This is a genomic window from Rhodococcus sp. B50, assembly GCF_013602415.1.
Taxonomy (GTDB): domain Bacteria; phylum Actinomycetota; class Actinomycetes; order Mycobacteriales; family Mycobacteriaceae; genus Rhodococcus.
This window is the reverse complement of the sequence record NZ_WPAG02000002.1, coordinates 2,499,024-2,523,849: the sequence shown is the minus strand read 5'-3', so window position 1 is coordinate 2,523,849 and position 24,826 is coordinate 2,499,024. Positions and strand designations below refer to the sequence as shown.

The following is a 24,826-nucleotide window of genomic DNA, read 5'->3' as shown; positions in this document are numbered from 1 at the left end:
GGTGGTCCCGGCCATGGACCCGCTTACCGAACGGGACATTCGAACATCCTTCGTCAACTGCTCCAAGGGTGATGCGAAGCGGCTTCCGGTGCCGCGTGATCTCGACGCCCGGCCGTGGGACGAACTCGACTTCCTCGGCTGGACCGATCCGTCGTTCCCCGGTCGCGGCTACATCGTCGTCCCTCGCGACGGCGAACTTGTCGGTGTCGCCATGCGGTTCGAGCAGCAGGGCTCGGGCAAGACGCAGATGTGCACGATCTGCCTCACCACCCACACCAGGGGTGGCATCGCTTTGATGACGGCGAACAAGGTCGGAGATTCGGGACGAGCGGGCAACGCGGTCGGAACGTACATGTGCATCGACCTGCAGTGTTCGCTGTACGCGCGCGGCAAGAAGAAGCCCGCACTGGGCAGCCGGTACCGCGAGGATCTCGAGCCGGAGGAGAAGGCCGAGCGCGTCCGCGAGAATCTCGGGGCGTTCGTCGATCGCCTGTACGCCTGACGGGTGAACCCGGCCCTTTCAGTGCGATGCGGGGTTGCGCAGGTGCGCACGCTCCCCGTTCTGATCGAGGATCGTGAGGATCTCCACCGGTCCGTCGTGCGCGCTGATGGCGTGTGGCGTCATCGTCGAGAACTCGGCGGCGTTGCCCTCCTGGATGAGGATCGTCCGTTCGCCGAGCTGGAGCCGGGCGGTGCCGGTCAGGACGGTGAACCATTCGTGCCCCGGGTGCACGGGGAGCGTGTCGGCCGGCACCGGCTCCTGCTTCGTGATCCGCATCTTGGCGATGGTGACGCCGCCCAGTGATCGTTCCCGCGACAACAGCCAGGTCGTGTACCCCGGGGTGTCGCACGGCTGGGGTCTGATCACCACGTCCTGGTCCTCGCCGGATTCGACGAGCTGGTCGATCGTGGTGTCGAGTGCTCGCGCGATGGGGACGAGCTGGTCGAGTGCGATCCTGCGCCGGCCCGTCTCGATGCGGCTCAGGTTCGACGGGCTGATGTGGCACCGGGCTGCGAGAGCGTCGAGGGTCCACCCCCGCGCGAGCCGCAGGCTGCGGATGCGCTGGCGGATGAGTTGGTCCAGATCGGACGATTCTTGCTCCATAGGCAAGAGTGTATGCCGAAACTGGATGACGCGACCTAACGTGAAGTCATGCACCACCACGCCCACCACGCACCGCACGACCACGCGCACGACGAGTCGATGGCCGAGGTGCTCGACCTCGACGCCGCGATGAACCGGCCCTATTTCGAGTCGTTGCTCGACCGGGTCGCCGGACAGCTCGAGCGCGAACCGCGCAGCGTCGTCGACATCGGCGCCGGCACAGGAACGGGCACCCTCGCCCTGGCGCGCCGGTTCCCCCACGCGCAGCTCGTCGCCCTCGACCGTTCCGCCGGGATGCTCGATCGACTCCGGAAGACCGCCGAGCACAACGGGTTCGGTGATCGGATCCGGACCGTCGAGGCGGACCTCGATGCAGGACTGCCGACCGTCGGTGCGATCGACCTCGCCTGGGCGGCCCTGTCCCTGCACCACATCGAGGACCCGGATGCGACGCTCCGGCAACTCGCCGAGGCGATGGCACCCGGGGGGACGGTGGTCGTTACCGAGATGGAGTCGCAACCACGATTCCTGCCCGACGACATCGGTATCGGTACGCCGGGACTCGAAGCGAGATGTCACGAGGCCGCGGCGTCCCGAGGGTGGAACAGATGGCCCGACTGGAGCGACAACCTGCGTCGCGCCGGATTCGAGATGGTCGAGATGCGCCGCGACGAACTCGGTGCCGACGTCGACGACACCGCACGCCGATACGCCCACGCGGTGCTGAGCCGGATGCGCACCGGCCTCGACAACGCCGTGTCCGACGAGGATCTCGACACGCTCGATCGGCTCGTCGGCGACGGCCCCGATTCGGTGCTGCACCGGGCAGATCTGGTGGTGCGTGGATCCCGAACCGTGTGGATCGCACGGGCAATCAAGGAGGAGAACCGATGAACACCCAGGAGAACCCCACACAGGACGGTTACGACGTCGTCGTGATCGGCGGCGGCTCGGCCGGACTGAGTGCCGCAACCGCGCTGGCACGCTCGCGCCGCTCGGTGCTCGTCGTCGACGCCGGTGAACCGCGCAACGCCCCTGCCGCGGCCGCGCACAACGTGATCGGGCACGAAGGCATCGCGCCGACCGAACTCCTGGCTCTCGGGCGGAAGGAGGCCGTCGGATACGGCGCCGAGATCCTGTCCGCACGAGCAGAATCCGCTCGTCGCAGCGGCACGGGATTCGAGATCGGTCTCTCCGGCGGCACCAGCGTGCAGGCACGTCGACTGATCCTCGCGACGGGACTGGTCGACGAGCTGCCCGACCTGCCCGGAGTCCGCGAACTGTGGGGCAAGAGTGTCCTGCACTGCCCGTACTGCCACGGCTGGGAGGTTCGGGACCGGCGCATCGGCGTGATCTCCTCGGGGCCGATGAGCGTGCACCAGACCCTGTTGTTCCGTCAGCTCAGCGACGACGTCACCTTCTTCACCCACTCGGCGCCCGCCCTGGAGGCCGAGGCCCGCGACCAGCTCGAGGCGCGCGACGTGCGGATCGTCGACGGCGCGGTCGCGGAACTGCGAGCGGACGGCGAGGAGGTCCGTGCCGTGGTGCTCGAGGACAGCACCGAGATCGAGGTCGACGCCGTGGTGGTCGCGCCGCGTTTCGTCGCCCGCGCCGACCTGTACGAGCAGCTCGGCGGAACGGTCACCGACCATCCCGTGGGTACCCTCATCGAGACCGACCCGACGGGGAAGACCGCTCTGCCCGGTGTGTGGGCGGCGGGCAACTCCGCCGATCTCTCCGCGGTGGTCGTGGTCGCTGCAGGCGCCGGCGTGATGACGGGGGCGGCCGTGAACGCCGACCTGATCGCGGAGGAGACGGCCGCGGCGGTGGAGGAACGAGCCGCCTGCCAGGAAGCGCGGATCTAGCATCACACCATGACGACGCCCCCGGGTGACCTCCCCGCCATCGGAAGTCCCGCGACCCGCGCTCTGCTCGCCGAAGGAATCAGGACCCTCGACGACGTCGCGCGGCATTCGAGACGGGAACTCGCGGCGTTGCACGGGGTGGGGCCGAAAGCGCTCCGCATCCTCGAGGAAGCACTCGCCGCACGCGGACTCACCTTCGCCGAGTAACCCTGCCGGGGACATACGAGAACGGCCGGGCGAGCACACGCTCGCCCGGGCCGATTAGCGATCTGCGTCAGAACGAGTAGGGCGCGATGTCGGGACGTACCGTGACCCACTGGGTCTCGGTGAACGCGTCGATGTTCGCGGCCGGACCGCCGAAGCGGGAACCGGTACCGGATGCCCCGACCCCGCCGAAGGGAGCGTTGGCCTCGTCGGCGACGGTCATCTCGTTGATGTGGATCTTGCCCGAGTGGATGCGGTCGGCGATCTTCATCGCCTGTCCCACGTCACCGACGATGCTCACCGACAGGCCGTATTCGGATGCATTGGCCAGTTCGACGGCCTCGTCCGGATCGGAGAACTTCAGCACCGGAGCGACGGGCCCGAAGATCTCCTGGCCCCAGGCGGGCATCTCCGTGGTCAGATCGGTCAGGACGGTGGGCCGGTAGAACAGCCCCTCGTGCGTGCCGCCGGCAGCGAGAGTGCCGCCCGCGGCGACCGTGGCCTGCACGATCGTGTCGATGTTTGCCAGCTGACGCTCGTCGATGATCGGGCCCAGGTGCACCGGGCCGCCTGCAGGATCGCCGACGACGAGCGCATCCGCCTTCGCGGCGAGGGCGCGCACGTAGTCGTCGTAGACGGACTCGTGCACCAGGTGCCGGCCGGTGGTCATGCAGATCTGGCCCTGGTGGAAGAACGATCCCATCGCTCCGACACCGGCAGCGAGATCGACATCGGTGCCGGGGAGCACGATCATCGCGTTGTTGCCACCGAGCTCGAGGTGGGTGCGCTTGAGATGTTCCGCGCCGGCCTTGCCGACGTGGCGTCCGGCGGCGGTGGATCCGGTGAACGAGACCACCCGCACCTCGGGAGCATCGACGGTCGCGGCGCCGACGTCACCACCACCGGGCAGCACCTGCAGCACACCGGCGGGCAATCCGGCCTCCTCGAAGATCCGGGCCACGGCGACACCGCCGATGACGGTGGTCCGCGGATCCGGCTTGAGCAGCACCGCATTGCCGAGGGCGAGGGCCGGGGCGACCGAGCGCATCGCGAGCAGCAACGGGAAGTTGAACGGCGCGATCACCGAGACGACGCCGGCGGGCAGGCGGCGCGCGATGGACCAGTGACCGTTGTCCGATGGCAGGTACTCACCGTGCGGATGGGTGGGCAGCGCCGACGCCTCGAAGCACTCGGTGGCGGAACCGAACACCTCCATGGCGGCCTTGTCCGGGATGGACCCGGCCTCGCGGAGACCCCAGCCGATGAGTTCGTCGGCGTGTTCGCGGAACTTCTCACCGGCGCGACGGAGGATCTCCGCACGCTCGGACGGCGCGGTGGCTGCCCAGGACTTCTGCGCGGCGGCGGCAGCGCGGGCGGCGGCGTAGACGTCATCGGGGTCGGCCAGGCCGATCTCGGCGATCTGTTCTCCGGTCGAGGGGTTGGTGACCTTGGTGGTGCCGCCGTTGCCGGGGCGCCAGCCGTCGAGATGGATCTTTCCCGTCCACAGGGCTTCGTCGAGCAAGGCCATAGGGTTCTCCTCAGCGTGGTCGTCGCCGTCCCGCGCGCGTGGGACACGATGTGTTCCACGAGTGTGGGAGCGATGACGGCTCACAGGATCGGCTCTTCTCATTCAACGAGAAAGCCTGCGATATCCGTCCACTTACGACGAACACCACGCGCACCGCTCCACGGCCGAGAGGTCATGAGCGAGCACAATGATCCGAATGGATCTGGTTCTCATGGCAGTGGTCGGGATCGCCGGCATCGTGAGCATCGCGGCGTTCTCGCAACGTCTCGGAGTAGCGGCGCCGCTCGGTCTGGTGGTGGTCGGGGCGGTGCTGAGCTTCGTCCCGGGCGTCCCCGACGTGGAGATCGAGCCGGAACTCGTTCTGGCCGTCATTCTTCCGCCTCTGCTGTACTCGGCCGCGCTGAGCATGCCGGCCCAGGACTTCCGCCGGAACTTCAAGGCCATCAGCGGACTCGCGGTCCTTCTCGTCGTCGTGACCACGGCGGGTGCGGGAGCGCTGTTCCACCTGCTCATCCCGGATCTCGGGTGGGCCGCGTGTTTCGCGCTGGGCGCGGTCGTCAGCCCGACCGATGCCGTCGCGGCCACCTCGGTGGGCCGCCGGCTCGGTCTGCCGTCACGTCTGCTGACCGTGCTCGAGGGTGAAGGGCTCGTCAACGACGCGTCGGCGCTGGTCCTGTTGCGTTCGGCGATCGCCGCGATGGCGGGAGCGGTCTCGCTGTGGCAGGTCGCCGGGGACTTCTTCTACTCGGTCGTGATCGCCACCGTCATCGGCATCGTCGTCGGGATCGTCAACGTCCGCATCCGAGGTCTGTTCCAGGACGCGGTGTTCAACACTGCCGCATCGTTCATCCTGCCGTTCGTCGCCTTCGTGCCCGCGGAGGAACTCGGTGCGTCCGGCGTGCTGGCAGTGGTCGTCGCCGGGGTCGTCACGGGACACCTCGGTCCGAAATACCTGCGCGCCGCGGACCGCGTCACGGAGGAGATTAACTGGCGGACCGTCGCCTTCCTGCTCGAATCGGCGATCTTCCTGCTCATGGGTCTGAGTCTCGAACATCTCCTCGACGAGGTCGACGATGCGAGACTGTCGACCACGGAGGGGCTGCTCATCGGCCTCGTCGCCAGCGCGTTCGTCATCGCGGTGCGCATGCTCTTCGTCGTCCCGCTCGTCGCCGTCCTCAAAAGGGACGAGCGGAAGGCGGCGGAGGCGCTCCCGGTGCTCGAACAGCGCCGCGAGAGGATCGCGCAGCGCTTCGCCGACGCCGACGTTCCTTCCCTCCGGAGGGCATACATCGGACGCCGGTTCGACCGTGCCACCGCCGACGCGGACTTCCTCGTCACGGAGAAACTGGGGTGGCGTGGCGGGGTGGTGCTCGCATGGTCCGGTATGCGCGGGGCCATCACACTGGCAGCGGCCCAGTCGCTCCCCAGCGACACGCCCTTCCGAGCCGAACTGATCCTCATCGCCTTCGTCGTCGCCATGACCACACTGCTGCTGCAGGGTCTGACACTGCCGGCGGTGATCCGGCTCGTGAAGATCCCGGCCGACGACCAGGAGCGCCTCCGGACCGAATACGGCACGCTGCTCGCCGAGCTGGCCGACGCGGGGGAGAAGGAGCTCACCGGGTCGTCGTCCGGAGTCGACCCTCAGACCGTGGAGCGGGTCCGAGCGGACAGCCTGATCGGCGTGCGGGACGAACGCGGCGCGTCGTCGCCGGATCCGGACCACGACGAACGGCGCGAGCAGTACATCCGGCTGCGGCTGCTCACCATCGCGGCCGAACGCGGGGCCCTGCTCGAAGCCCGGGCGCGCGGTACCTACAGTTCGCAGACGCTCGGTGCGGCCCAGCGTCGCCTCGACCTCGAGGAGACCCGGTTGCAGGCACTGAGCGAACAGCCCTGACGGACGACCGCGCCACGCGGACGGGTCCGCGTGGCGCGGTCGCGCATCGAGGGGAGAGCCGTCAGCCGGCAGCGACGAGCCGACGCTCTTCGGGGGTGGGTTCGGACGACAGGATCGCCGACTCGAGCAACTCTTCCGCCTGCTCGTCCGACAGCGACATGCCGAGGGAGAGTTCGGCGAGGATGGAACCGTGCGCAGTCTTCAGCATGCCCTTCTCGCCCGCCGACAGGCCCTTCTGATGTCCGCGACGTGTCAGGTCGCGGACCACGGCGGCGGTGACATGGAGATCGCCGACATTCAGCTTCTCCCGGTTGTTCTTGAATCGCCGCGACCACGTCTGTTCTTCGTGTTCGGTAGGAGCGTGCAGGATCGCGAACAGTTCTGCGAGTTCGCTCGAGTCGTAGACGTTACGCAGTCCGATCTCCTCGGCCTTCCCCACCGGCACGGCGACCATGAGGTCGGAGCGATGAATCTTCAGTTGCAGATACGGCACGGGTGACTGCTTGATCGTCCGGGTGATGATCGCGGACACTGTGGCAGGTCCGTGGTGGGGGTGGACGACGATCTGTCCGGTCGAGAACTGCATACGACTTCTCTCTGTCGGTGGGTGTCACACCCGGTCGTCCGATTCGTAAGGGCACGAACGGAACCGCACGACCGTCGCATCACTGCAGCGCTCCGGGAACGAGGACTGATGCGGACGCGGGAAGGCTCATCCATTCGGATGATCGAGCCGGAACCCGCGAGGTGACATGTCCCATCATCGCAGGTGGCCCGCGCACACGCCCGCTGTGAGGTAGGTCACACGGGCTCGACAGTGGTCGACGCCCCGCGGTCGAGCCACACATGGGGGAAACATTTGACACGATCGGCGGGCCGGACGCGCCGGTGCGAACGCAGAGCAGGAGTGACAATTGGCCGAGGACGTCACCGAGAACAGGCCCCGTCGCCCGATCGGACCCCGGGTCGTGCTCGTTCCGGCATTCGTCGTGGTGGTCACGGCCGCCGCATTCGTCCTCACCCCCGTGCCGGGATCACTGGTGGTGCGGAAGGTCTTCGAACGCGACGCGCGGGAGCAGACCGCAAAGCTCGCGGTGGACGCTCCGGAGACGGACTTCGTCGCCGACCTCCACTACCGGGAGGACGACCCGGACGCCTACCTCGACGTGTACACACCGCCGGGGACCACCGAGGCGCTGCCGACGATCGTGTGGACGCACGGCGGCGCATGGCTGTCGGGTAACCGCACCAACTACGCGGGCTACTACAGGCGTCTCGCGGCCGCCGGATTCACCGTGGTGTCGGTCGGCTACTCGCTCGCACCGGGCCACCGCTATCCGACCCCGGTGCGGCAACTCGTCGATGCGCAGCGCTACCTGCTCGAGCACGCCGACGAACTGCACATCGACACCGACCGGATCGTGCTCGCCGGTGATTCGGCCGGGGCGCAACTGTCCGCGCAGATCGCCGCCGCGATCACCGATCCCGACTACGCCGCGACCCTCGGTGTCGACCCGGCCTTCACTCCGGAGAACGTTCGCGGTGTCGTGCTCAACTGCGGCATCTACGACGTGTCCGCGATCGGTGGGAGCGGCGGGCTGATCGGATGGGGCGTGGAGCAGGCGATGTGGGCCTACACCGGCGCCCGGGAGTTCGCCACTTCGGATGCGGCGGGCCAGATGTCGGTGTTGAACTCGGTCACCGAGAACTTCCCGGCCACCTACATCTCCGGTGGCAACGCCGATCCGCTCACCGCCACCCAGTCCGAGAGGCTCGCGCAGCGGCTCACCGGACTGGGTGTGCAGGTGGATGCGTTGTTCTATCCCGACGATCACACACCGGAACTGGCACACGAGTACCAGTTCGATCTGTCGACACCGGATGCGCGTGCCGCGCTCGAGCGGACGATCGATTTCGTCCGCAAGGTCACGACGTAGCGCGCGCGGGGATCTCGGCGACGACGCGTTCGGCGAGCGGCCGCGAGGAGGCCGGGTTCTGGCCCGTGTACAGGACGCGGTCGACCACCACGTGCGGCTGCCAGGCGTCCGTGGACGAGAAGACCGCGCCCGCCTCCTGGAGTCGGTCCTGCAGCAGCCAGGGTGCCTTGTCGGCCAGTCCTGCCTGGACCTCCTCGATGTTCGTGAACGCCGTCAGGCTGTAACCCTCGAACAGCCAACGGCCGCCGGACTCGTGGGCGGTGAGCAGGGCCGCCGGGGCGTGGCACACCATCGCGACGACCTTGTCGGCCTCGACGAAGTGCCGCACGAGTTCACCGAACCGCTCGTCGACGGCCAGATCCTCCATCGGGCCGTGGCCACCGGGCACGAACAGCAGGTCGAAGTCCTCTGCTCGCTGGTCCTCGAGCACCGCCGCACCGGCGAGCACCGGCTGCAGCTTCTCGAGCGACGACTTCAACTCGGCCACGCGGTCCTCGCCGCCCGCAGCGTCGGGTTCGAGGCTGGCCTGGTCGACGACGGGCGTGCGGCCGCCCGGAGTGGCAACGGTGATGTCGTAGCCGGCCTCGTCGAAGACGGTGTACGGCTCGACGAGTTCCTCCGCCCAGAAGCCCGTGGGATGGCGGGTGCCGTCCTGCAACGTCCAATGATCGGCGGAGCTGACGACGAACAGGATGCGGGTCATGGCGTGTCCTTTCGAATGAACGTAGAGGTCGCGTACCCGCTGTGAACGGGACCGACACGGGGGGTGACGACGATCGCCGGGCCCACGAGGGACCCGGCGATCGTGTGACGTGACTGGGGGCGCGGCGGATCAGACGCCGACCACCTCCTGCGCGATGGCGGCCAGACGGGTCTGGGCCGCGGAGATCACGCCGTGTCGTGCCTTGTGCGCTTCCTCGTAGGCGACGATCGCCCGGATGTCCGCCGGCTCGGTCAGTTCCTTGACCGCCGCCACGGCCTTCGGGACGGTGAGATCGTCGTAGTTCCGGATCGGCAGCTCCTCCTCGGTGAGGACACCCGAGGCGCTGCGTGCCTTGTGCAGAGCGTCGGCGGTGCCGTCGGCACCTTCACGACGGCTCACGCGCTCGGCCGTCTCGAGAGCCGCATCGCGCGACGCACCGATGGTCTTGGCTGCGACGTCACCGGCGTGCGCGCCGCGCGAGAGCAGCGACTCGATGCGGGGACGCGTCGAGCGGGCGACGTCGATCGCTCGATCGATGCTGCGCGCCGACCAGGTGACCGGCGTGTTGACCAGGCGCACCGCTGCGCCGGCCGCGGCCTGCAGGGGAGTACGACGCAGAGCGGCAGGACCGCCGAGCGCCTCCTCCGCGATGACGGTGGTGAGCCACTCGACCGTCGCTGTGTGAGCCGTGATCAGACGGTCCGCCAGCGACACGATCGACTTGTGTCCGCCCGCGGTGGCCAGCGCCTTCACGTAACGGGCACGGTCGAGGAGCTGATGTTCGAGGGCGAGGTCGGACAGCAGTGCTTCGTCGAACGGCTGCGCCTGTTCGGTGAGGGTCTTCACCATGATGGCGGCGCGGCCGATGAACGGCCCGACCACATCGGGAAGTCCGCCCAGATCGCGGATCACCTCTTCGATCGCCACCGCACGGATGCGGCAGTTCTCGGCGTTCTCGGTCAGCTCCTTGCGTACCGCTTCGGTTCGGGCCTGCGCGACACGCGTTTCGGCGACCTGGGTCTCTGCATGAGTCAGTTCGTGGAGAGTGCGCAACTGGGTGAGCAACGCGGGAGTTCGGTTCTCGGTCATCGTGCGTTCGCCTCCTTCGCACTGGAAGAGTCGGTGATCTACCGACGAATTCACATCCATCGAGAAATGACGTGACAACTGTCGGCTACCCGACCCCCGGAACTGCTAACGTCTATGTGATCCATAACACACCCCTTGGTCGGGTTCGTTGCTGCAGTGACCACTCGGCGCACGCGAGTCGCACGGGTCTCGGTTTGAGCCGGTTACTCGCGGGGAAACTTCGGAGCACACCTTGACGTGAGAGATCGAGGCCGGGACGAGACGCGGTCCGCCTGACTCTTCAGGTGATCGGCGACCGTGAGACGGCCGCAAGCAGCACAAAGGAAAGCGGGGACGACACGATGACCACGGCAGCACCCGTCATGCCCACGGACGTGATCACCGCTCCGGCGACGGTTGCTCCGTCGCAGTCGGCCGACATTCCGGCGCAGACGATCGACGCGCGGTCCGTCGAGGCCCCGCCGCCGTCCGCCGTGGCGTCGAGGGAGATGGACTCTCCGGTGACGGAGGAGATGCCGGCTCTGCTCGAGCACCCGATCGCGGGCATGTTGATGTTCGTCGTCCTCGCCGTCTGCGGATTCGCAGCCGCCGCGGTGGTCGCAGGATCCGTGGCGGCCGGGCTCGCTCTGGTGGGTGTCGTCGGAGGGGCGGCGGCGACTCTCGTCGCTGTTCTCTGACGTGGCAGAACGACACCGGTAGGCCCGTTTCGTCCAGATCCGAGCGGGAGGATATCGTCTCCGGTCATGTCCAAGGAATTCGTTTTCACGTCCACGCTCGACCACAGCGTCGAACGCGTCCACGGCGCTTTGACCAGCGAGGACTTCTGGAACAGCCGACTGGCTGCGAGCCAGACCGGCGTGGGGCAGCTCGAGGTCGGCTCCGGCCGCGGAACCTTCCGCGCGAAGGTCTCCGACCAGGTCGACACCTCTACTCTGCCCGCGGTCGTCCGGGGCGTGGTGCGAGGACCTCTGATCATCGAGCGCACCGACGAGTGGGGCGGGCTCGAGGGCGGTACGGCGCAGGGAACCCTCGCCGGCAGCACGTCGGGGCTGCCGATCACGATCGCGGCCCGTTCGGAGCTTCGTGGCAACGCGGACGGCGGTACGGAGATCGAGGTGCGTGGCGAGGCCACCGTCAAGGTCCCCGTCGTCGGTGGGCAGATCGAGGGCCTGATCGTCCAGCTCGTCGAGAGCATCATCCAGAACGATCGGACCGACATCGACAAGTGGCTCACGGAGAACTGATTCGCGGGGGCGCCCGATCGATCGGCTTCCGATCGACGGATCATCTGTTCCGATGCCGCCGTTCCTCTTCCGAGGTACGGCGGCATCGTCGTTCCCGCCGGATTCGTCGGCGACACACCGAGGCAGGTCGTTGAAGAGGGGTGTGACCCAGGCCACCATCGGATCATGTCGATGCCGTGGGACGAGGACGGCGGCTACGCGTGGGAACGCCGCGAGGCCGGATACACCTGGGAGCAGATCGGCAGCGAACTCGGTTGCCCTGCCCATGTCGCACAGAATCTGGGGGAGCGCTACCACGCGGATATCACCGCCGAGATGACGAGGAACCAGTTGTCGTTGTTCGACATCTCGACCGAGACCTGAATCCCGGCCGCCGGTGTTCGTCGTGTGTTCATCGGATGTGCACCCGCACGGACCCCGTGCGAAGAGGCATCGTCGCCTCCGGAGGGGACAGTAGGTGTCATGGAGGCACTCGTGCGCGACTCCCTGTTCGGTTTCCTCCAGGAGAGCGGACTCGCCGGCTCGGGCGGTGAAGCGGCGGCGCTGCTCATGGAAGGTCTCGTCCGCGTCAATCATCGCCAGGTCCGCAGTCCCCGCACCCCACTTCGTGCCGGGGACGTCGTCTCGATCGCAGGTACGCGATCGATGCCGGTCTTCGGTGTCTCTCCCGGCGGGGTTCGTCCCGTTCTGTAGCTCGTCCGTCGCACGGAGCACCCGCAACCTGCGGCACGGAGCACTCGCGACCTGCGACGCAGTCGCCTGTCCGGGCGGTGTGATAAGCCGTACCGGACGGGAACGAGCGACGACGAGGGAGAGCGACGCGTGCTGATACTGCACCGTGCCGAGCGCACCGGCATCCTGGCGGATGCGCTGGCCGAGGTGCTTGCGAAACCCCTCGACGATCCGTTCGCGCGGGAGGTCGTCGCGGTGCCCGCGCGCGGTGTCGAAAGATGGCTCACCCAGCGCTTGTCGGGCCTGCTCGGTTCGTCCGCCGGCGACGGGGTGGCCGCCAACATCGACTTCCCGTCCCCGTCCCGCCTCGTCGACGAAGCGCTCGCCGCAGCCTCCGGCATCACCGCCGACGACGATCCGTGGCATCCCTCCCGCATGCTGTGGTCGCTGCTCGGGGTGATCGACGAGTGCGTCGGCGAACCGTGGTGCGCCACCCTCGCGCGGCACCTCGGTCACGGCGCCGACGACCATCGGGCCGGGCGCCGGTACGCCACCGCAGCGCATCTCGCCGGGCTGCTCCGCAGTTACGGACTCCAGCGCCCCGGGATGATCGCCCAGTGGGCGGCAGGGCACGACACCGACGGCACGGGTGCGCCCCTCGACGACCATCTGCGGTGGCAGGCCGAGCTGTGGCGACGCCTGCGCGCCCGCATCGGGGTCGCCAGTCCGTCGCAGCGACTCGACGAACTGTGCGGCCGGCTGTGGGACGACCCCGACGTCGTCGACCTGCCCGAACGACTCTCGATCTTCGGTCCCACGCGCCTCGACACCGTCCTCGTCGAGGTGCTGTCCGCGCTCGGGCACCACCGCGACGTGCACATCTGGCTTCCGCATCCGAGCCCGGTGATGTGGGACGGACTGACCCGGCGCCCGGCGTCGATGCGTCGCGCCGACGACCACAGCGCTCTCGGGGTGCAGCACCCGTTGCTCGCCGCGCTCGGCCGCGACGTGCGCGAACTCCAGAGCCGCCTCTCCGGCCTCGACTGCACCGACGTTCCTCACACCTCATCCCGGCCGCCGGCGACGCTCCTCGGCCGGTTGCAGGCCGATCTCCGCGACGATCGCGCCCCCGAACCCGGATCGGCCGAGCCCGACGGGACCGTGATGATCCACGCCTGTCACGGCCCCACCCGGCAGGTCGAGGTGCTCCGCGAGTGCCTGCTGCATCTGTTCCGCGACGACCCCACTCTCGAGCCGCGCGACGTCATCGTCATGTGCCCCGACGTCGAGACGTACGCGCCGCTCGTCCACGCCGCCTTCGGTGCCGGGGTCGGCGAGCATCCCGGCCACACGCTGCGGGTCCGTCTCGCCGATCGCGGCCTGCGCCGCACCGATCCGATCCTTGCGGTGGTGTCCGAACTGCTCGCGCTCGCCGACGGCCGGGTCACCGCCAGCGAGGTCCTCGATCTCGCCGCCTCCGCCCCGGTGCGCCGCAAGTTCGGATTCGACGACGACGAACTCGAACGTCTGCAGGAGTGGACCACCGAGACCGGTGCCCGTTGGGGTCTCGGCCCGTGGCAGCGCAAGAGTTTCGGTCTCGGCGACTTCATGCAGAACACCTTCGGGGCGGCGCTCGACCGTATCCTGCTCGGTGTCGCCGCCGACGGCGCGGACGGGGAGTGGCTGTCGCTGTCGCTGCCTCTCGACGACGTCGACAGCAACGACATCGACCTCGCCGGGCGGTTCGCCGAGTTCATCGACCGGCTGACGGTGGTGCTGCTCCGGCTGCGCGGCCCGCACCCGGCGGGGCGGTGGTCGGACGAACTCGGTTACGGCATCGATCTGCTCACCGACGTTCCCGCCGCCGACGCATGGCAACTCACCCGCGCGCGGCGCGAGATCGGCGACGCCGTCGAGCACGCCGGCGACACGCAGTTGTCCCTGAGCGACGTCCGGTCCATGCTCTCCTCCCGGCTCGCCGGGCATCCGTCGCGCTCGAACTTCCGGACCGGCGAACTGACCGTGTGCACGATGGTGCCGATGCGCTCGGTGCCTCATCGCGTGGTGGTTCTCCTCGGTCTCGACGACGACGTCTTCCCCCGCACGGCCCACATCGACGGCGACGATGTCCTGACCCAGAATCCCTGTGTGGGAGAGCGGGATCCGCGCAGCGAGGACCGGCAGCTGCTGCTCGACGCGCTGATGGCCGCGGAGGAGCGTGTGCTGTTGTTCCACACCGGCGCCGACGCCGTCACCGGAGCACTGCGCCCACCGGCGATTCCGCTCACCGAGGTGCGCGACGTGGTGTCGACGATGACGGGCGTCGACGTCGACGACGAGCGCATCGTGCGGCGACATCCCCTGCAGCCCTTCGATCCGCGCAACTTCCGGGCCGACGACCCGTTCGGGTTCGGTGTCACCGCACTCGCGGGAGCCCGTGCCGGACAAGGAGGTTCGGTGGCGCGCGACCGGTCGGGTGCGCTCTTCGTCGACGACCTTCCGGCCCCGGCACGCACCGATGTCGATCTCGACGAACTCGTTTCCTTCCTGACACATCCGACGCAGGGATTCCTCCGGCAGCGACTCGGTCTGTGGATCCCCGACACCGACGAGGGCATCGCCGACGCACTCGACGTCGAACTCGACGGTCTCGCCCAGTGGCAACTGGGCGACCGCATGCTCGAAGCGCGATTGGCGGGCATGTCCGCGGGTGCCTTCCAGGACGCGGAATGGCGTCGCGGCACGCTCCCGCCGTTCGCGCTCGGCCGCAGGACCCTCGACGCGGTGAGCGACAACGTCGAACGCCTCGTGCACGCCTGCGCCGGTGTGCACACCGGGCAGGCCCGCACCGTCGACATCCGCGTCGATCTCGGCGACGGTCGTCGGCTCACCGGCACCGTCGGAGGTGTACACGGCGAGGTACTGGCCCGCAGCACGTATTCCAAGCTGTCCCCGAAACACCGGCTGGAAGCATGGATCCGGTTGCTCGCCGTCGTCGCCTCGGGTCATCCCGGGCAGTGGCGTGCGGTGACGACCGGGCGCAGCCGTTCGCGCTCGTATCCGGCCTGGCGCTCGACCCTTCTGGCTCCTGCCGATCCCGTCGCGCTGCTCGCCGCACTCGTCGATCTGCGCGATCGTGGACTGTGCCGGCCGCTGCCGCTCGTGACGGGCGCGTCGGCCGAGTACGCCGATCGCCGCCACCGCGGTGATTCCGTGGAGATGGCACTGTCGGCCGCCGGGAAGGCGTTCGGTGGCGCGTTCGGCGACGGCAAGGACCGTCACGTGCAGTATCTGTACGGGCCCGACGTGACGCTCGGGCAGCTCACTGCCGACGCACCGGAGGGTGTCGAGACCGGCTGGTTCGACGACCCCACCCGTTTCGGTGTGCTCGCCCGACGGTTGTGGGAACCCCTGCTCGCCTCCGAGAACCAGGGACGCCCGTGAGAGAAGGACGCAGCGTGCCCGATACCGCCATCACCGATCCGCGCGCCGCGGGCGGTCCGCCGCCGGCAGGCTTCGATCTGCTCGGCCGGCTCCCGAGCGGCACCACCGTTCTCGAGGCCAGCGCGGGAACGGGGAAGACGTACGCGATCGTCGGGCTCGCCACCCGGTTCGTCGCCGAAGGGCACGCCCGCCTGTCGGATCTGCTGCTCGTCACCTTCAGCCGGGCCGCGACGCAGGAACTGCGCGAACGCACCCGGAACCGGTTCGCGCAGGTTGCCACAGCCCTCGCCGATCCGGAGAGTGCGCGGGCGAGCAACGACATGCTCGTCCGTCATCTCGCGAGCGAGGACGTCGACGCGCGGCGAGCCCGCCTACGACAGGCGTTGTCCGACTTCGACTCCGGCACCATCTCCACCACGCACGGCTTCTGCCGCCGCATGCTCGACGAACTCGGGATCGCCGGTGAACGCGAACCCGACGTCACGGTCGTCGAGGACGTCGACGACCTGCGGGTGGAGGTCGTCGACGATCTCTACCTGCGGCGCTACGGCAGGGGACAGGCCCCCATCACCTACGCCGAGGCGGCCGTCGCCGCGAAGGAGGCGATCTTCGACCCGCAGGCCGAACTCGCACCGAACGACGCCGACGGCACCGCGGCCGGCGAGCGTGTGGAATTCGCGCGTGCAGTCCGCGAGGAGGTCGAACGACGCAAGCGCCGCCTCGGCCTGCGCGACTTCGACGACCAGTTGTCCCTGCTGCACGCGGTGCTCGGCGATCCGGAGCACGGCGACGCCGCCTGCCGGCGGATGCGTGCGCGCTTCTCCGTCGTCCTCGTCGACGAGTTCCAGGACACCGACCCCAAGCAGTGGGAGATCCTGCGCCGGGCGTTCCACGGGCACAGCACGCTCGTGCTCGTCGGCGACCCGAAACAGGCCATCTACGCCTTCCGCGGCGCGGAGGTGCTCAGCTATCTCGACGCCGTCTCCGAATCCGACACCTACTGCGAGCTGACCACCAACTGGCGCAGCGACGGCGATCTCGTCCGGGCGCTCGAACACGTCCATCTCGGTGCGGCCCTCGGTGACCCCCGCATCGTGGTGAACCCGGTGAAGGCGGCAGCCGCCGATTCCCGGCTCTCAGGTATCGCGCCCCTGCGGGTGCGTCACCTGCCCCGCGCCGGCGCCGGTCCGCTCAACGACTGGGGTTTCCCGCAGAACCTCGACGGCCTACGTGGGCGGGTCGCTCGCGACGTGGCGGCCGACATCGTGCGCCTGCTCGACGATGAGAACGTCACCGTCGACCTCGGTTCCGGTCCCGAGCGTGTGCAACCCGGGCACATCGCGGTCCTCGTGCGCAAACACAAGCAGGTGACGCTCGTCCACGACGCGCTGACGAAGGCGAACGTGCCGTGCGTGGTCGCCGGGGGCACGAGTGTGTTCGCCACACCGTCCGCACAGCACTGGCTGTGGGTTCTCTATGCGCTCGAGCAGCCCCACCGCGCCGATCGCGTCCGGCTCGCCGCGCTCACCCCGCTGCTCGGCCGCACGATGACCGACATCGATTCGGAGGGCGAAGCGCTGGTAGTGGAGGTCGGCGGACTGCTCCGCGAACTGAACGACGTCTACGCCCGCACCGGCTTCGCCGCCGTCTTCGAACGCCTCGCGTCCTTCGGTTCGGTCGAGGCCCGCCTCCTCGATCAGCCGTCCGGGGAACGCACCCTCACCGACATCCGGCACGTCGCCCAGTTGCTCGAGGACGTCGCCTCGGCACAGTCGCTGGGGCTGGCCGCACTCACCCGCTGGCTCGAGGACCGCATCAACGACCCCGACCGCGGTGGGGCCGACCGGATCCGGCGCCTCGACAGCGACGCCGCGGCGGTCCAGATCCTCACCGTGCACGGCAGCAAGGGGCTCGAATTCCCCGTCGTCCACGTCCCGTACGGGTGGGATGCCGCGAAAAACCCCGAGCCCGACAAGCTGCTGCTGCACGAGAACGGCCGACGCATCCTCGATGTGGGCGGCAAGAGCGGTCCCGGTTACGTCGCGCGGCGGCGCCAGCACGAACTCGAGGAGGCGGGGGAGGAACTGCGCCTGCTGTACGTGGCGGTGACGCGCGCGCAGTGTGCGCTCACCCTCTGGTGGGCGCCGTCCACCCCCACCTCACGGTCGCCGTTGCACCGGTTGCTGTTCGCCCGCGACCCCGGTTCGGCGGAGGTCGCCGCGGAAGGCCGGATCGGCCACGACGAGGCCATGGCCGAGGAATTCGACCGGTGGGCCGCGCGCGCCGACGGGGTCATCGCCGCCGAAGCGGTGGGGTCGCACCCGATTCCGGTGCTGCGCTGGACCCGCCCCCGCGTGGAGACCGGCCCACTCGCCGCCGCGCGCTTCGATCGGGTCGTCGATGAGAACTGGCGCAGGACCTCCTATTCGGCGCTCACCGCCTCGGTGCACGATGCGCCCGTGGTGAGCGGTGAGGTGGAGGAACCGGTGACCACCGACGAGCCGGCCGAGCCTCCGCCGAGCGCAACGGAACCGGCGCGCGAAGGCATTCCGTCACCAATGAACGGACTGCCCGGCGGCACGATCTTCGGCACGCTGGTGCACGCGGTCCTCGAGGTCGTCGACACCTCCGCACCCGACCTCGAGACCGAACTGCTCGACTGCTGCCGCGAGACGGTGCGCCGTCAGATGTCGCCGATCGATCCCGCCCAACTCGCGGCGGCGTTGCTCCCGGTGATGCGCACCCCGCTCGGGCCGCTCGGCCGGACCCTCGCCGACTTCGCTCCGTCCGACCGGCTCTCCGAACTCGACTTCGAGTTGCCGCTCACCGGAGGCGACAGTCCGGTGCCCGTCACCGTCACCCTCGACGCGGTCGGCGGATTGTTGCGCCGGCACCTGCCCGCCGACGACCCGATGGCGGCCTACGCCGATCTGGTGCGCACCCTCGAACCGGTGCCGCTGCGGGGTTATCTGAACGGCAGTATCGACGCCGTGCTGCGCACCGACGGGCCGAGATTCGTCGTCGTCGACTACAAGACCAACCGGCTCGCGCCCGTCGACGAACTGACCACCGCCCACTACACCCGCGAGTCGATGGCGGCGGAGATGCTCCGCGCCCACTATCCGATGCAGGCGCTGCTCTATTCCGTTGCCCTGCACCGCTATCTGCGGTGGCGGATGCGCGACTACGACCCGCACGTCCACCTCGGTGGTGTGCAGTACCTGTTCGTCCGTGGCATGGCCGGACCGGACGGCCCACCCGGCAGCGGCGTGTTCGACTGGCATCCGCCGGCAGCTCTCGTCACCGACCTGTCCGACCTCCTCGCCGGAAAGGCCGTGATCTCGTGATCGAGTCCATGACCGACGTTCGGATCGCCCAGCGCGGCAAGGGCGCTCTGCGGCAGTTCAACGAGGTGGGCGCACTCTCCGCCGCCGACGTGCACGTCGCCCTGCGACTCGCGGCGCTCGGCGGCGAGGACGACCCGCACGTGCATCTCGCCACCGCGCTGGCCGTGCGTGCCGTGCGCTCCGGGTCGGTGTGCCTCGACCTCACGCGTTTCCGCGAGGTCACGGTCGAGGAGGACGCGGACGGCCATCCCGTCGTCGACCCCGCGAGCCTGCCGTGGCCCCGCGACGAAGACGTGCTCGCGGCGCTGCGTCGCAGCCCCCTCGTGGTCGGCGGCGACCGCGGACCTCTGCGTCCGTTGCGTCTCGTCGACACCGCGGAAGGTCCGCTGTTGTATCTCGACCGGTACTTCCGACAGGAGCAGACGATCCGCCGGGTGCTCGCCGAACGCACGGCGACGTTCCCCGACCTCGACGAGGAGCGCATCTCGGCGACGCTCGACGAGCTGTTCCACCATCCCGACGATCCCTCCCGGCCCGCGCCGGCACCCGACCGTCAGCGCGTCGCCGCGGCGCTCGCCGCCACTCGACCGACCACGGTGATCGCGGGCGGGCCGGGCACCGGCAAGACCCACACGGTCGCGCGGATCCTCGCGCTGCTCACCCGTCTGTACGGGCACGAGCTGCGCATCGGTCTGGCCGCTCCCACCGGCAAGGCCGCCGCGCGCCTGCAGGAGTCGGTGCGCGAGCAGGAGATCGAGCTGGGTCTGCCGCCGAATCTCACCGCCATGACCGTGCACCGGATGCTCGGCTGGCAGCGCGGCCGCACCCGCTTCCGCTACCACGCGGGCAACCACCTGCCGTACGACGTGATCGTCGTCGACGAGACGTCGATGGTGTCGCTGACGATGATGTGCCGCCTGCTCGAGGCGGTGCGGCCCGACACCCGGCTCGTCCTCGTGGGCGACCCCGACCAGCTCGCCTCGGTCGACGCCGGTGCGGTGCTTGCCGACCTCGTGGGACGCCCGGTCAGCGGCACCCTCGATCCGGTCTTCGAGCGGGTCGTCACCCGCGATCTGGCAGCGGTTGGAGATCCTGCCAAGGAAAAGGGCTTCTCGGACAAGGAGCGCGACCGGTTGCGTGGCGGCGTTGTGCGCCTCAGTCGGGGACGCAGGTTCGGTGAAGCGATCGCGGACCTGGCCATTGCGGTACGCGAGGGTAAGGCGGATGAGGTACTGAGGATCCTGCGCAGCGGTGATCCGAAGGTGTCGTTCCTCGCTCCCAACGATCTCGACGCCCTGCGCGACGACATCGTCCGCTCCGCCGAGGAGGTCACCAAGGCCGCCGAGGCGGGCGAGGTGGATCCGGCGCTGAAGAGCTTCGAGAAACACCGATTGTTGTGCGCGCACCGCGACGGCCCGGCCGGTGTGCAGTGGTGGGCGCGGCAGGCCGCCGAATGGATCGGGGAGGCCGTGGGGCAGCGCCTCGACCCCGAGAGCTGGTATCCCGGCCGGCCGCTGCTCGTCACCGCGAACGACCACGACATGCAGATCTACAACGGCGACACCGGCGTGGTCGTGCGGCGCGGCGACGAACTCGTCGCGGCGTTCGCGCGCGGCGAGACGCCGTTCGAACTGCGCCCGAGTCAGCTGCCCGCGGTGAGCACCGTCTACGCGATGACGATCCACCGCAGCCAGGGTAGTCAGTACGGCACCGTCTCGGTGGTGCTGCCCGATTCCGGATCGGCGCTGCTCACCCGCGAACTGCTGTACACCGCGATCACGCGTGCGCGGTCGCACGTGCGGATCATCGGAACCGAGGACGCGGTACGCGCGGGCGTGGCACGGCAGGTGCTCCGAGCGAGCGGGCTGCGGCGGGAGATCCGCGTGTAGCCGGTCGTCTACAGTCGGTCGTCGGTCTCCCATCCTCGCGAGACCGTCTCCACCGGCGAACCGGACGTGGCATGCTCGAATCGGCGCGCACGACAGACGACGAACGAGCCGAGCGATGGACTGGTTGGACGCGGACGGGTACACGATCGGGCGGCTGCTGGTCACCCGTGGACTCGCGGCGCTGTACGCCGTCGCCTTCCTCGCAGCTCTGTTGCAGTTCCGGGCCTTGATCGGCGAACGCGGCATCCTTCCCGCCCCGCGATTCCTGTCTCTCACGTCGTTCCGGCAGTCGCCTAGCCTGTTCCACTGGAGATACTCCGACGGTCTGTTCACCGCGGTCGCCGCGGTGGGTCTCGTGCTGTCGGTGGTGACGATGCTCGGTGTCACCGAGCAGTTGCCGCTCGTGGTCTGCATGCTCGTGTGGTTCGTGATGTGGTTGCTGTACCTGTCGATCGTCAACGTGGGTCAGGTCTGGTACTCGTTCGGCTGGGAGTCGCTGCTGCTCGAGGCCGGCGTGCTCGCGATCTTCCTGGGCAACGCCGATACCGCGCCGCCGCTGCTCGTGCTGATCCTGCTGCGCTGGTTGCTGTTCCGGCTCGAGTTCGGTGCCGGGCTGATCAAGATGCGCGGCGACCGGTGCTGGCGCGACCTGACCTGTCTGTACTACCACCACGAAACCCAGCCGATGCCCGGCCCGCTCAGCCGGTACTTCCACCTGATCCCGCGGCCGCTGCACAAGGTGGAGGTGGCGGGTAACCATTTCACCCAGCTCGTCGTGCCGTTCGGGTTGTTCCTGCCGCAGCCGGTCGCCGGGATCGCCGCACTGATCATGATCGTCACGCAGTTGTGGCTGGTGACGAGCGGCAATTTCGCGTGGCTCAACTGGATCACCATCGTCATCGCGTTGTCGGTGGTGCCCGACAGTTTCTACGGGTTGCTGATCGACTCCACCACGACCTACGGTCCGACACCGATCGCGTTCACCGTCGTCGTGGTGGCGCTGACCGTGCTGGTCGCGGTGCTCAGCTACTGGCCGGTGGCGAACATGATGTCGCATCGGCAGGCGATGAACGCCTCGTTCAACAAGTGGCACTTCGTGAACACCTACGGCGCGTTCGGCACCGTCACACGCACCCGGCGGGAAGTGATCGTCGAAGGCACCACCGATGCGGTGGTGACACCGGCGACGGAGTGGCGCGAGTACGAGTTCAAGGGCAAACCGGGCGACGTGTACCGCAGGCCTCGTCAGTACGCGCCGTACCACCTGCGTCTGGACTGGTTGATGTGGTTCGCGGGGATCTCCCGCGACTACGCCGCGGGGTGGTTCCCGCGGTTCGCGGGAAAACTACTGGAGAACGATCCGGCCACCGTGAAACTGCTCCGGCACAACCCGTTCCCGGACGAACCGCCCCGTCTGGTGCGGGCCCGTCTGTTCCGCTACCGGTTCGCGACGCACGCCGAGCGGCGCGCGACGGGCCAGTGGTGGATGCGGGACGAGGTCGGCGATTTCATGATGCCGATGGCGCGCGACGACCTGCCCTGACCACCCCGAGCACCGCCGCGATCACCAGACTTCGCCGCCGGTCGCCGACACGGTGAATCCGTGGGCGTCCGTCTCGCACGTGACACCGGTCTTCTCGTCGACGGTGCACGTGAACGGATCGACGGTGAGAGTGCTGCCGTGCGGCAGCGTCTTCGGGGCACCCCCGAAATCCGTGAACGCGATGTCGCCGATGCTGACCCACTCTCCGGGACCGTCGCCTTCGAGCATCAGGGCGTTCGCGGGCACCAGCACGTCGGGCGCGCCGCTGCCGGGGACCCGGGGTGCACTCGTCGGCATCGTGCCCTGGCAGCCCGTCAGGGGAGCGGTGTGGACGAGGATGGCGCATCCGAACTGCCCGCCCGGCGACGCGAAGTAGTACACGCCCTCGCTGGTCGCGGCGTAGTCGTCGGGGTCGACCGGCTTCGGCGCGGCCGCGGTGGTCGGGGTCGCGGGCGGCGCCGACGAGGTGGCGGTGGTGCTCGCCGGCTCGGTGGGTGCTTCGGATGCGGTGGCCTCACCCTCCACGCTCCGCGAACACCCTGCCGCGACGAGTGCCGCACCCGCGACGACGACGAAGCTGACGAGACGTGCGCGGCGACTGATCATGCGGGGCAGCATAGCGAGAGGCGGAATCGACGCAAGTTCCGCTCCGATCGTCTCTGAGCCGGCGGCTTCGATCGGCTCAGAGCCGGCGCGTCACCCGCGCAGGTACGCCCGTCGCCACGACGTTCGGCGGCAGGTCTCGGGTGACCACCGCGCCGGCTCCCACGACGGTGTTCTCGCCGATCGTGACGCCCGGTCCGACGATCGCGCCACCGCCGAGCCACACGTTGTCGCCGATCGTGATGGGTTGCGCCGATTCCCACTTCGCGCGGCGGAGATCGGGATCGAGCGGATGAGTGGGGGTGAGGAGTTGCGCGTTCGGGCCGATCTGCACGTCCGAGCCGATCGTGATCGGCGCGACGTCGAGCATGATCGCGCCGAAGTTGACGAATGTCCCGTTCCCCACGGTGATCCGGTACCCGTAATCCACCTGCAGTGGCGGCCGGATCTCCACGTCGTCACCGATCGAGTCGAACAACTCCTCGAGCAGCGCGCGACGCGCATCCGGATCCGCTGCACTCGACGCGTTGTACTTTTCGGTCAGCAGCGCTGCCCGCAGCGCGTCGGCGGCGAGTTCGGGATCGTCGGCGATGTAGAGTTCGCCGGCCAGCATCCGTTCCTTCTGCTCGCCCACAGTGATCCTTCCGTCGCCGGGTCAGTCGCCCACCCGCTCTCCGGTGTCGACGTGGAACAGGTGCACCGTACCTTCGCGCTTGCGCAGGTGCACGGTGTCGGCGAGGCGTGCGGGGGTACGGACCAGGGCCCGCGCGACCACCTGATTGCCGGTGCCGGGCACCCGCGTGTACAGGTACGACTCGCTGCCGAGTTCCTCGACGAGTTCGACGACGGCTTCGACGCCCTCGTCGGCGATCTCGAAGTCCTCGGGCCGGATCCCGGCGGTGACTTCCTCGATGCCTGCGGAGTGCAGTCGCGCGATGCGGTCGCGTTCGACGGGGATGACGGTGCTGCCCACGACGACTCCGTCGTCGACGACCTTCGCGCGGAGCAGGTTCATGGACGGCGAGCCGATGAAACCGGCGACGAATGCGTTGGCGGGACGGTCGTAGAGTTCGGTGGGGCTGGAGAACTGCTGCAGCACTCCGTTCTTCAGGACGGCGACGCGATCGCCCATCGTCATCGCCTCGACCTGGTCGTGGGTGACGTAGACGGTGGTGGTGCCGAGACGGCGTTGCAGCGCCGCGATCTCGGTGCGGGTCTGCACGCGCAGCTTCGCATCGAGGTTCGACAACGGCTCGTCCATGCAGAACACCTGCGGCTCACGCACGATCGCGCGTCCCATCGCGACGCGCTGGCGCTGACCACCGGACAGCTTGGCGGGCTTGCGGTCGAGGAACTGGGTCAAGTCCAGGATTTTCGCCGCTTCCTCGACCTTGCGGCGACGCTCGTCCGCGCTCACGCCGCGCATCTTCAGGGCGAAGCCCATGTTCTCGGCGACCGTCTTGTTCGGGTACAGCGCGTAGTTCTGGAAGACCATCGCGATGTCGCGGTCCTTCGACGGCACACCGGTCATGTCCTTGCCGCCGATGGAGATCGACCCCTCGTCGATGTCCTCGAGCCCGGCGAGCATGCGCAGCGCGGTGCTCTTGCCGGATCCGGACGGTCCGACGAGGACCACGAACTCACCGTCCTCGATGTCGAGGTTCAGCGAATCGACCGCGAAGGTGTCGGAGTTCTCGTAGATGCACGAGGCGTTGCGGTAGGTGATGTCGGCCATGATGGAAGTCCTTGCTGG

General features: G+C 68.8%; 22 protein-coding genes. 14 read left to right on the top strand and 8 right to left on the bottom strand.

The features are described from left to right. The first annotated feature begins 13 nt into the window (after nucleotides 1–13). Nucleotides 14–502 carry an FBP domain-containing protein gene (locus tag GON09_RS11840; RefSeq protein WP_200359642.1) on the top strand — a complete coding sequence of 163 codons (489 nt, stop codon included), beginning with the start codon at nucleotides 14–16 and terminating at the stop codon, nucleotides 500–502. Nucleotides 503–520: 18 nt separating this feature from the next. On the opposite strand, the gene GON09_RS11835 is transcribed toward GON09_RS11840, so the two are convergent. Next, nucleotides 521–1,105, bottom strand: a complete 585-nt coding sequence (locus GON09_RS11835; protein WP_200359644.1) for a helix-turn-helix domain-containing protein — start codon at nucleotides 1,103–1,105, stop codon at nucleotides 521–523. Between the two features lie 48 nt (nucleotides 1,106–1,153). Here GON09_RS11835 and GON09_RS11830 point away from each other — a divergent pair, with 48 nt between their 5' ends. The 3 genes from GON09_RS11830 to GON09_RS11820 are packed head-to-tail and all read left to right on the top strand — an operon-like array spanning nucleotide 1,154 to nucleotide 3,177. Next, nucleotides 1,154–1,999, top strand: coding sequence for a class I SAM-dependent methyltransferase (locus GON09_RS11830; RefSeq protein WP_213931936.1), 846 nt, complete (start codon nucleotides 1,154–1,156; stop codon nucleotides 1,997–1,999). Continuing rightward, a complete protein-coding gene (locus GON09_RS11825) occupies nucleotides 1,996–2,970 on the top strand; it encodes an NAD(P)/FAD-dependent oxidoreductase (RefSeq protein WP_213931935.1) in 975 nt (324 codons plus the stop codon). The genes GON09_RS11830 and GON09_RS11825 overlap by 4 nt, the downstream gene beginning before the upstream one ends. 9 nt (nucleotides 2,971–2,979) lie before the next feature. Then, nucleotides 2,980–3,177, top strand: a complete 198-nt coding sequence (locus GON09_RS11820; RefSeq protein ID WP_060651782.1) for a helix-hairpin-helix domain-containing protein — start codon at nucleotides 2,980–2,982, stop codon at nucleotides 3,175–3,177. Between the two features lie 67 nt (nucleotides 3,178–3,244). Here GON09_RS11820 and GON09_RS11815 read toward each other — a convergent pair whose 3' ends face one another. Further along, on the bottom strand, nucleotides 3,245–4,702 hold the full coding sequence (locus GON09_RS11815; protein ID WP_213931934.1) for a benzaldehyde dehydrogenase: 1,458 nt from the start codon (nucleotides 4,700–4,702) through the stop codon (nucleotides 3,245–3,247). Between the two features lie 196 nt (nucleotides 4,703–4,898). On the opposite strand from GON09_RS11815, the gene GON09_RS11810 reads away from it, so the two are divergent. Then, on the top strand, nucleotides 4,899–6,602 hold the full coding sequence (locus GON09_RS11810) for a cation:proton antiporter (protein ID WP_213931933.1): 1,704 nt from the start codon (nucleotides 4,899–4,901) through the stop codon (nucleotides 6,600–6,602). A 61-nt stretch (nucleotides 6,603–6,663) separates the two neighbouring features. Here GON09_RS11810 and GON09_RS11805 read toward each other — a convergent pair whose 3' ends face one another. Further along, complete coding sequence (locus GON09_RS11805) at nucleotides 6,664–7,188, bottom strand: CarD family transcriptional regulator (protein WP_060651779.1); 525 nt, start codon at nucleotides 7,186–7,188, stop codon at nucleotides 6,664–6,666. Between the two features lie 328 nt (nucleotides 7,189–7,516). On the opposite strand from GON09_RS11805, the gene GON09_RS11800 reads away from it, so the two are divergent. Further along, complete coding sequence (locus GON09_RS11800) at nucleotides 7,517–8,539, top strand: alpha/beta hydrolase (RefSeq protein ID WP_213931932.1); 1,023 nt, start codon at nucleotides 7,517–7,519, stop codon at nucleotides 8,537–8,539. Here GON09_RS11800 and GON09_RS11795 read toward each other — a convergent pair. Next, the gene (locus GON09_RS11795; protein WP_059381546.1) at nucleotides 8,529–9,242 is read right to left on the bottom strand and encodes a type 1 glutamine amidotransferase domain-containing protein; all 714 of its coding nucleotides are present in this window, start codon (nucleotides 9,240–9,242) and stop codon (nucleotides 8,529–8,531) included. The two genes, GON09_RS11800 and GON09_RS11795, sit on opposite strands and share 11 nt — an antisense overlap. Before the next feature lie 129 nt (nucleotides 9,243–9,371). Continuing rightward, nucleotides 9,372–10,331: a ferritin-like domain-containing protein gene (locus GON09_RS11790; protein WP_213931931.1), complete on the bottom strand. Its 960-nt coding sequence runs from the start codon at nucleotides 10,329–10,331 to the stop codon at nucleotides 9,372–9,374. Nucleotides 10,332–10,672: 341 nt separating this feature from the next. On the opposite strand from GON09_RS11790, the gene GON09_RS11785 reads away from it, so the two are divergent. The 8 genes from GON09_RS11785 to GON09_RS11750 all read left to right on the top strand — a co-directional run bounded on the left by GON09_RS11785 (nucleotide 10,673) and on the right by GON09_RS11750 (nucleotide 22,470). Further along, nucleotides 10,673–11,008: a hypothetical protein gene (locus GON09_RS11785; RefSeq protein WP_213931930.1), complete on the top strand. Its 336-nt coding sequence runs from the start codon at nucleotides 10,673–10,675 to the stop codon at nucleotides 11,006–11,008. Between the two features lie 66 nt (nucleotides 11,009–11,074). Then, the gene (locus GON09_RS11780; RefSeq protein WP_213931929.1) at nucleotides 11,075–11,575 is read left to right on the top strand and encodes a DUF2505 domain-containing protein; all 501 of its coding nucleotides are present in this window, start codon (nucleotides 11,075–11,077) and stop codon (nucleotides 11,573–11,575) included. A gap of 165 nt (nucleotides 11,576–11,740) precedes the next feature. Next, nucleotides 11,741–11,938 carry a hypothetical protein gene (locus tag GON09_RS11775; RefSeq protein ID WP_026061505.1) on the top strand — a complete coding sequence of 66 codons (198 nt, stop codon included), beginning with the start codon at nucleotides 11,741–11,743 and terminating at the stop codon, nucleotides 11,936–11,938. A gap of 99 nt (nucleotides 11,939–12,037) precedes the next feature. Next, entirely contained in the window at nucleotides 12,038–12,268 is a 231-nt protein-coding gene (locus GON09_RS11770; RefSeq protein ID WP_213931928.1) for an RNA-binding S4 domain-containing protein, read from the top strand. A 129-nt stretch (nucleotides 12,269–12,397) separates the two neighbouring features. After that, nucleotides 12,398–15,691 (top strand): exodeoxyribonuclease V subunit gamma, encoded by a 3,294-nt coding sequence (gene recC, locus GON09_RS11765; RefSeq protein WP_213931927.1) that lies wholly within the window; start codon nucleotides 12,398–12,400, stop codon nucleotides 15,689–15,691. Between the two features lie 14 nt (nucleotides 15,692–15,705). Continuing rightward, entirely contained in the window at nucleotides 15,706–19,038 is a 3,333-nt protein-coding gene (locus GON09_RS11760) for a UvrD-helicase domain-containing protein (protein WP_213931926.1), read from the top strand. A gap of 8 nt (nucleotides 19,039–19,046) precedes the next feature. Next, complete coding sequence (gene recD, locus GON09_RS11755; protein WP_213931925.1) at nucleotides 19,047–20,927, top strand: exodeoxyribonuclease V subunit alpha; 1,881 nt, start codon at nucleotides 19,047–19,049, stop codon at nucleotides 20,925–20,927. A gap of 115 nt (nucleotides 20,928–21,042) precedes the next feature. Beyond that, entirely contained in the window at nucleotides 21,043–22,470 is a 1,428-nt protein-coding gene (locus tag GON09_RS11750; RefSeq protein ID WP_060651772.1) for a lipase maturation factor family protein, read from the top strand. 21 nt (nucleotides 22,471–22,491) lie between these two features. On the opposite strand, the gene GON09_RS11745 is transcribed toward GON09_RS11750, so the two are convergent. From GON09_RS11745 to GON09_RS11735, 3 genes are all read right to left on the bottom strand, one after another. After that, nucleotides 22,492–23,076 (bottom strand): hypothetical protein, encoded by a 585-nt coding sequence (locus GON09_RS11745; protein ID WP_244865495.1) that lies wholly within the window; start codon nucleotides 23,074–23,076, stop codon nucleotides 22,492–22,494. Between the two features lie 76 nt (nucleotides 23,077–23,152). After that, complete coding sequence (locus tag GON09_RS11740) at nucleotides 23,153–23,707, bottom strand: sugar O-acetyltransferase (protein WP_060651770.1); 555 nt, start codon at nucleotides 23,705–23,707, stop codon at nucleotides 23,153–23,155. Between the two features lie 21 nt (nucleotides 23,708–23,728). After that, nucleotides 23,729–24,808: an ABC transporter ATP-binding protein gene (locus GON09_RS11735; protein ID WP_016693896.1), complete on the bottom strand. Its 1,080-nt coding sequence runs from the start codon at nucleotides 24,806–24,808 to the stop codon at nucleotides 23,729–23,731. Nucleotides 24,809–24,826: the final 18 nt, after the last annotated feature.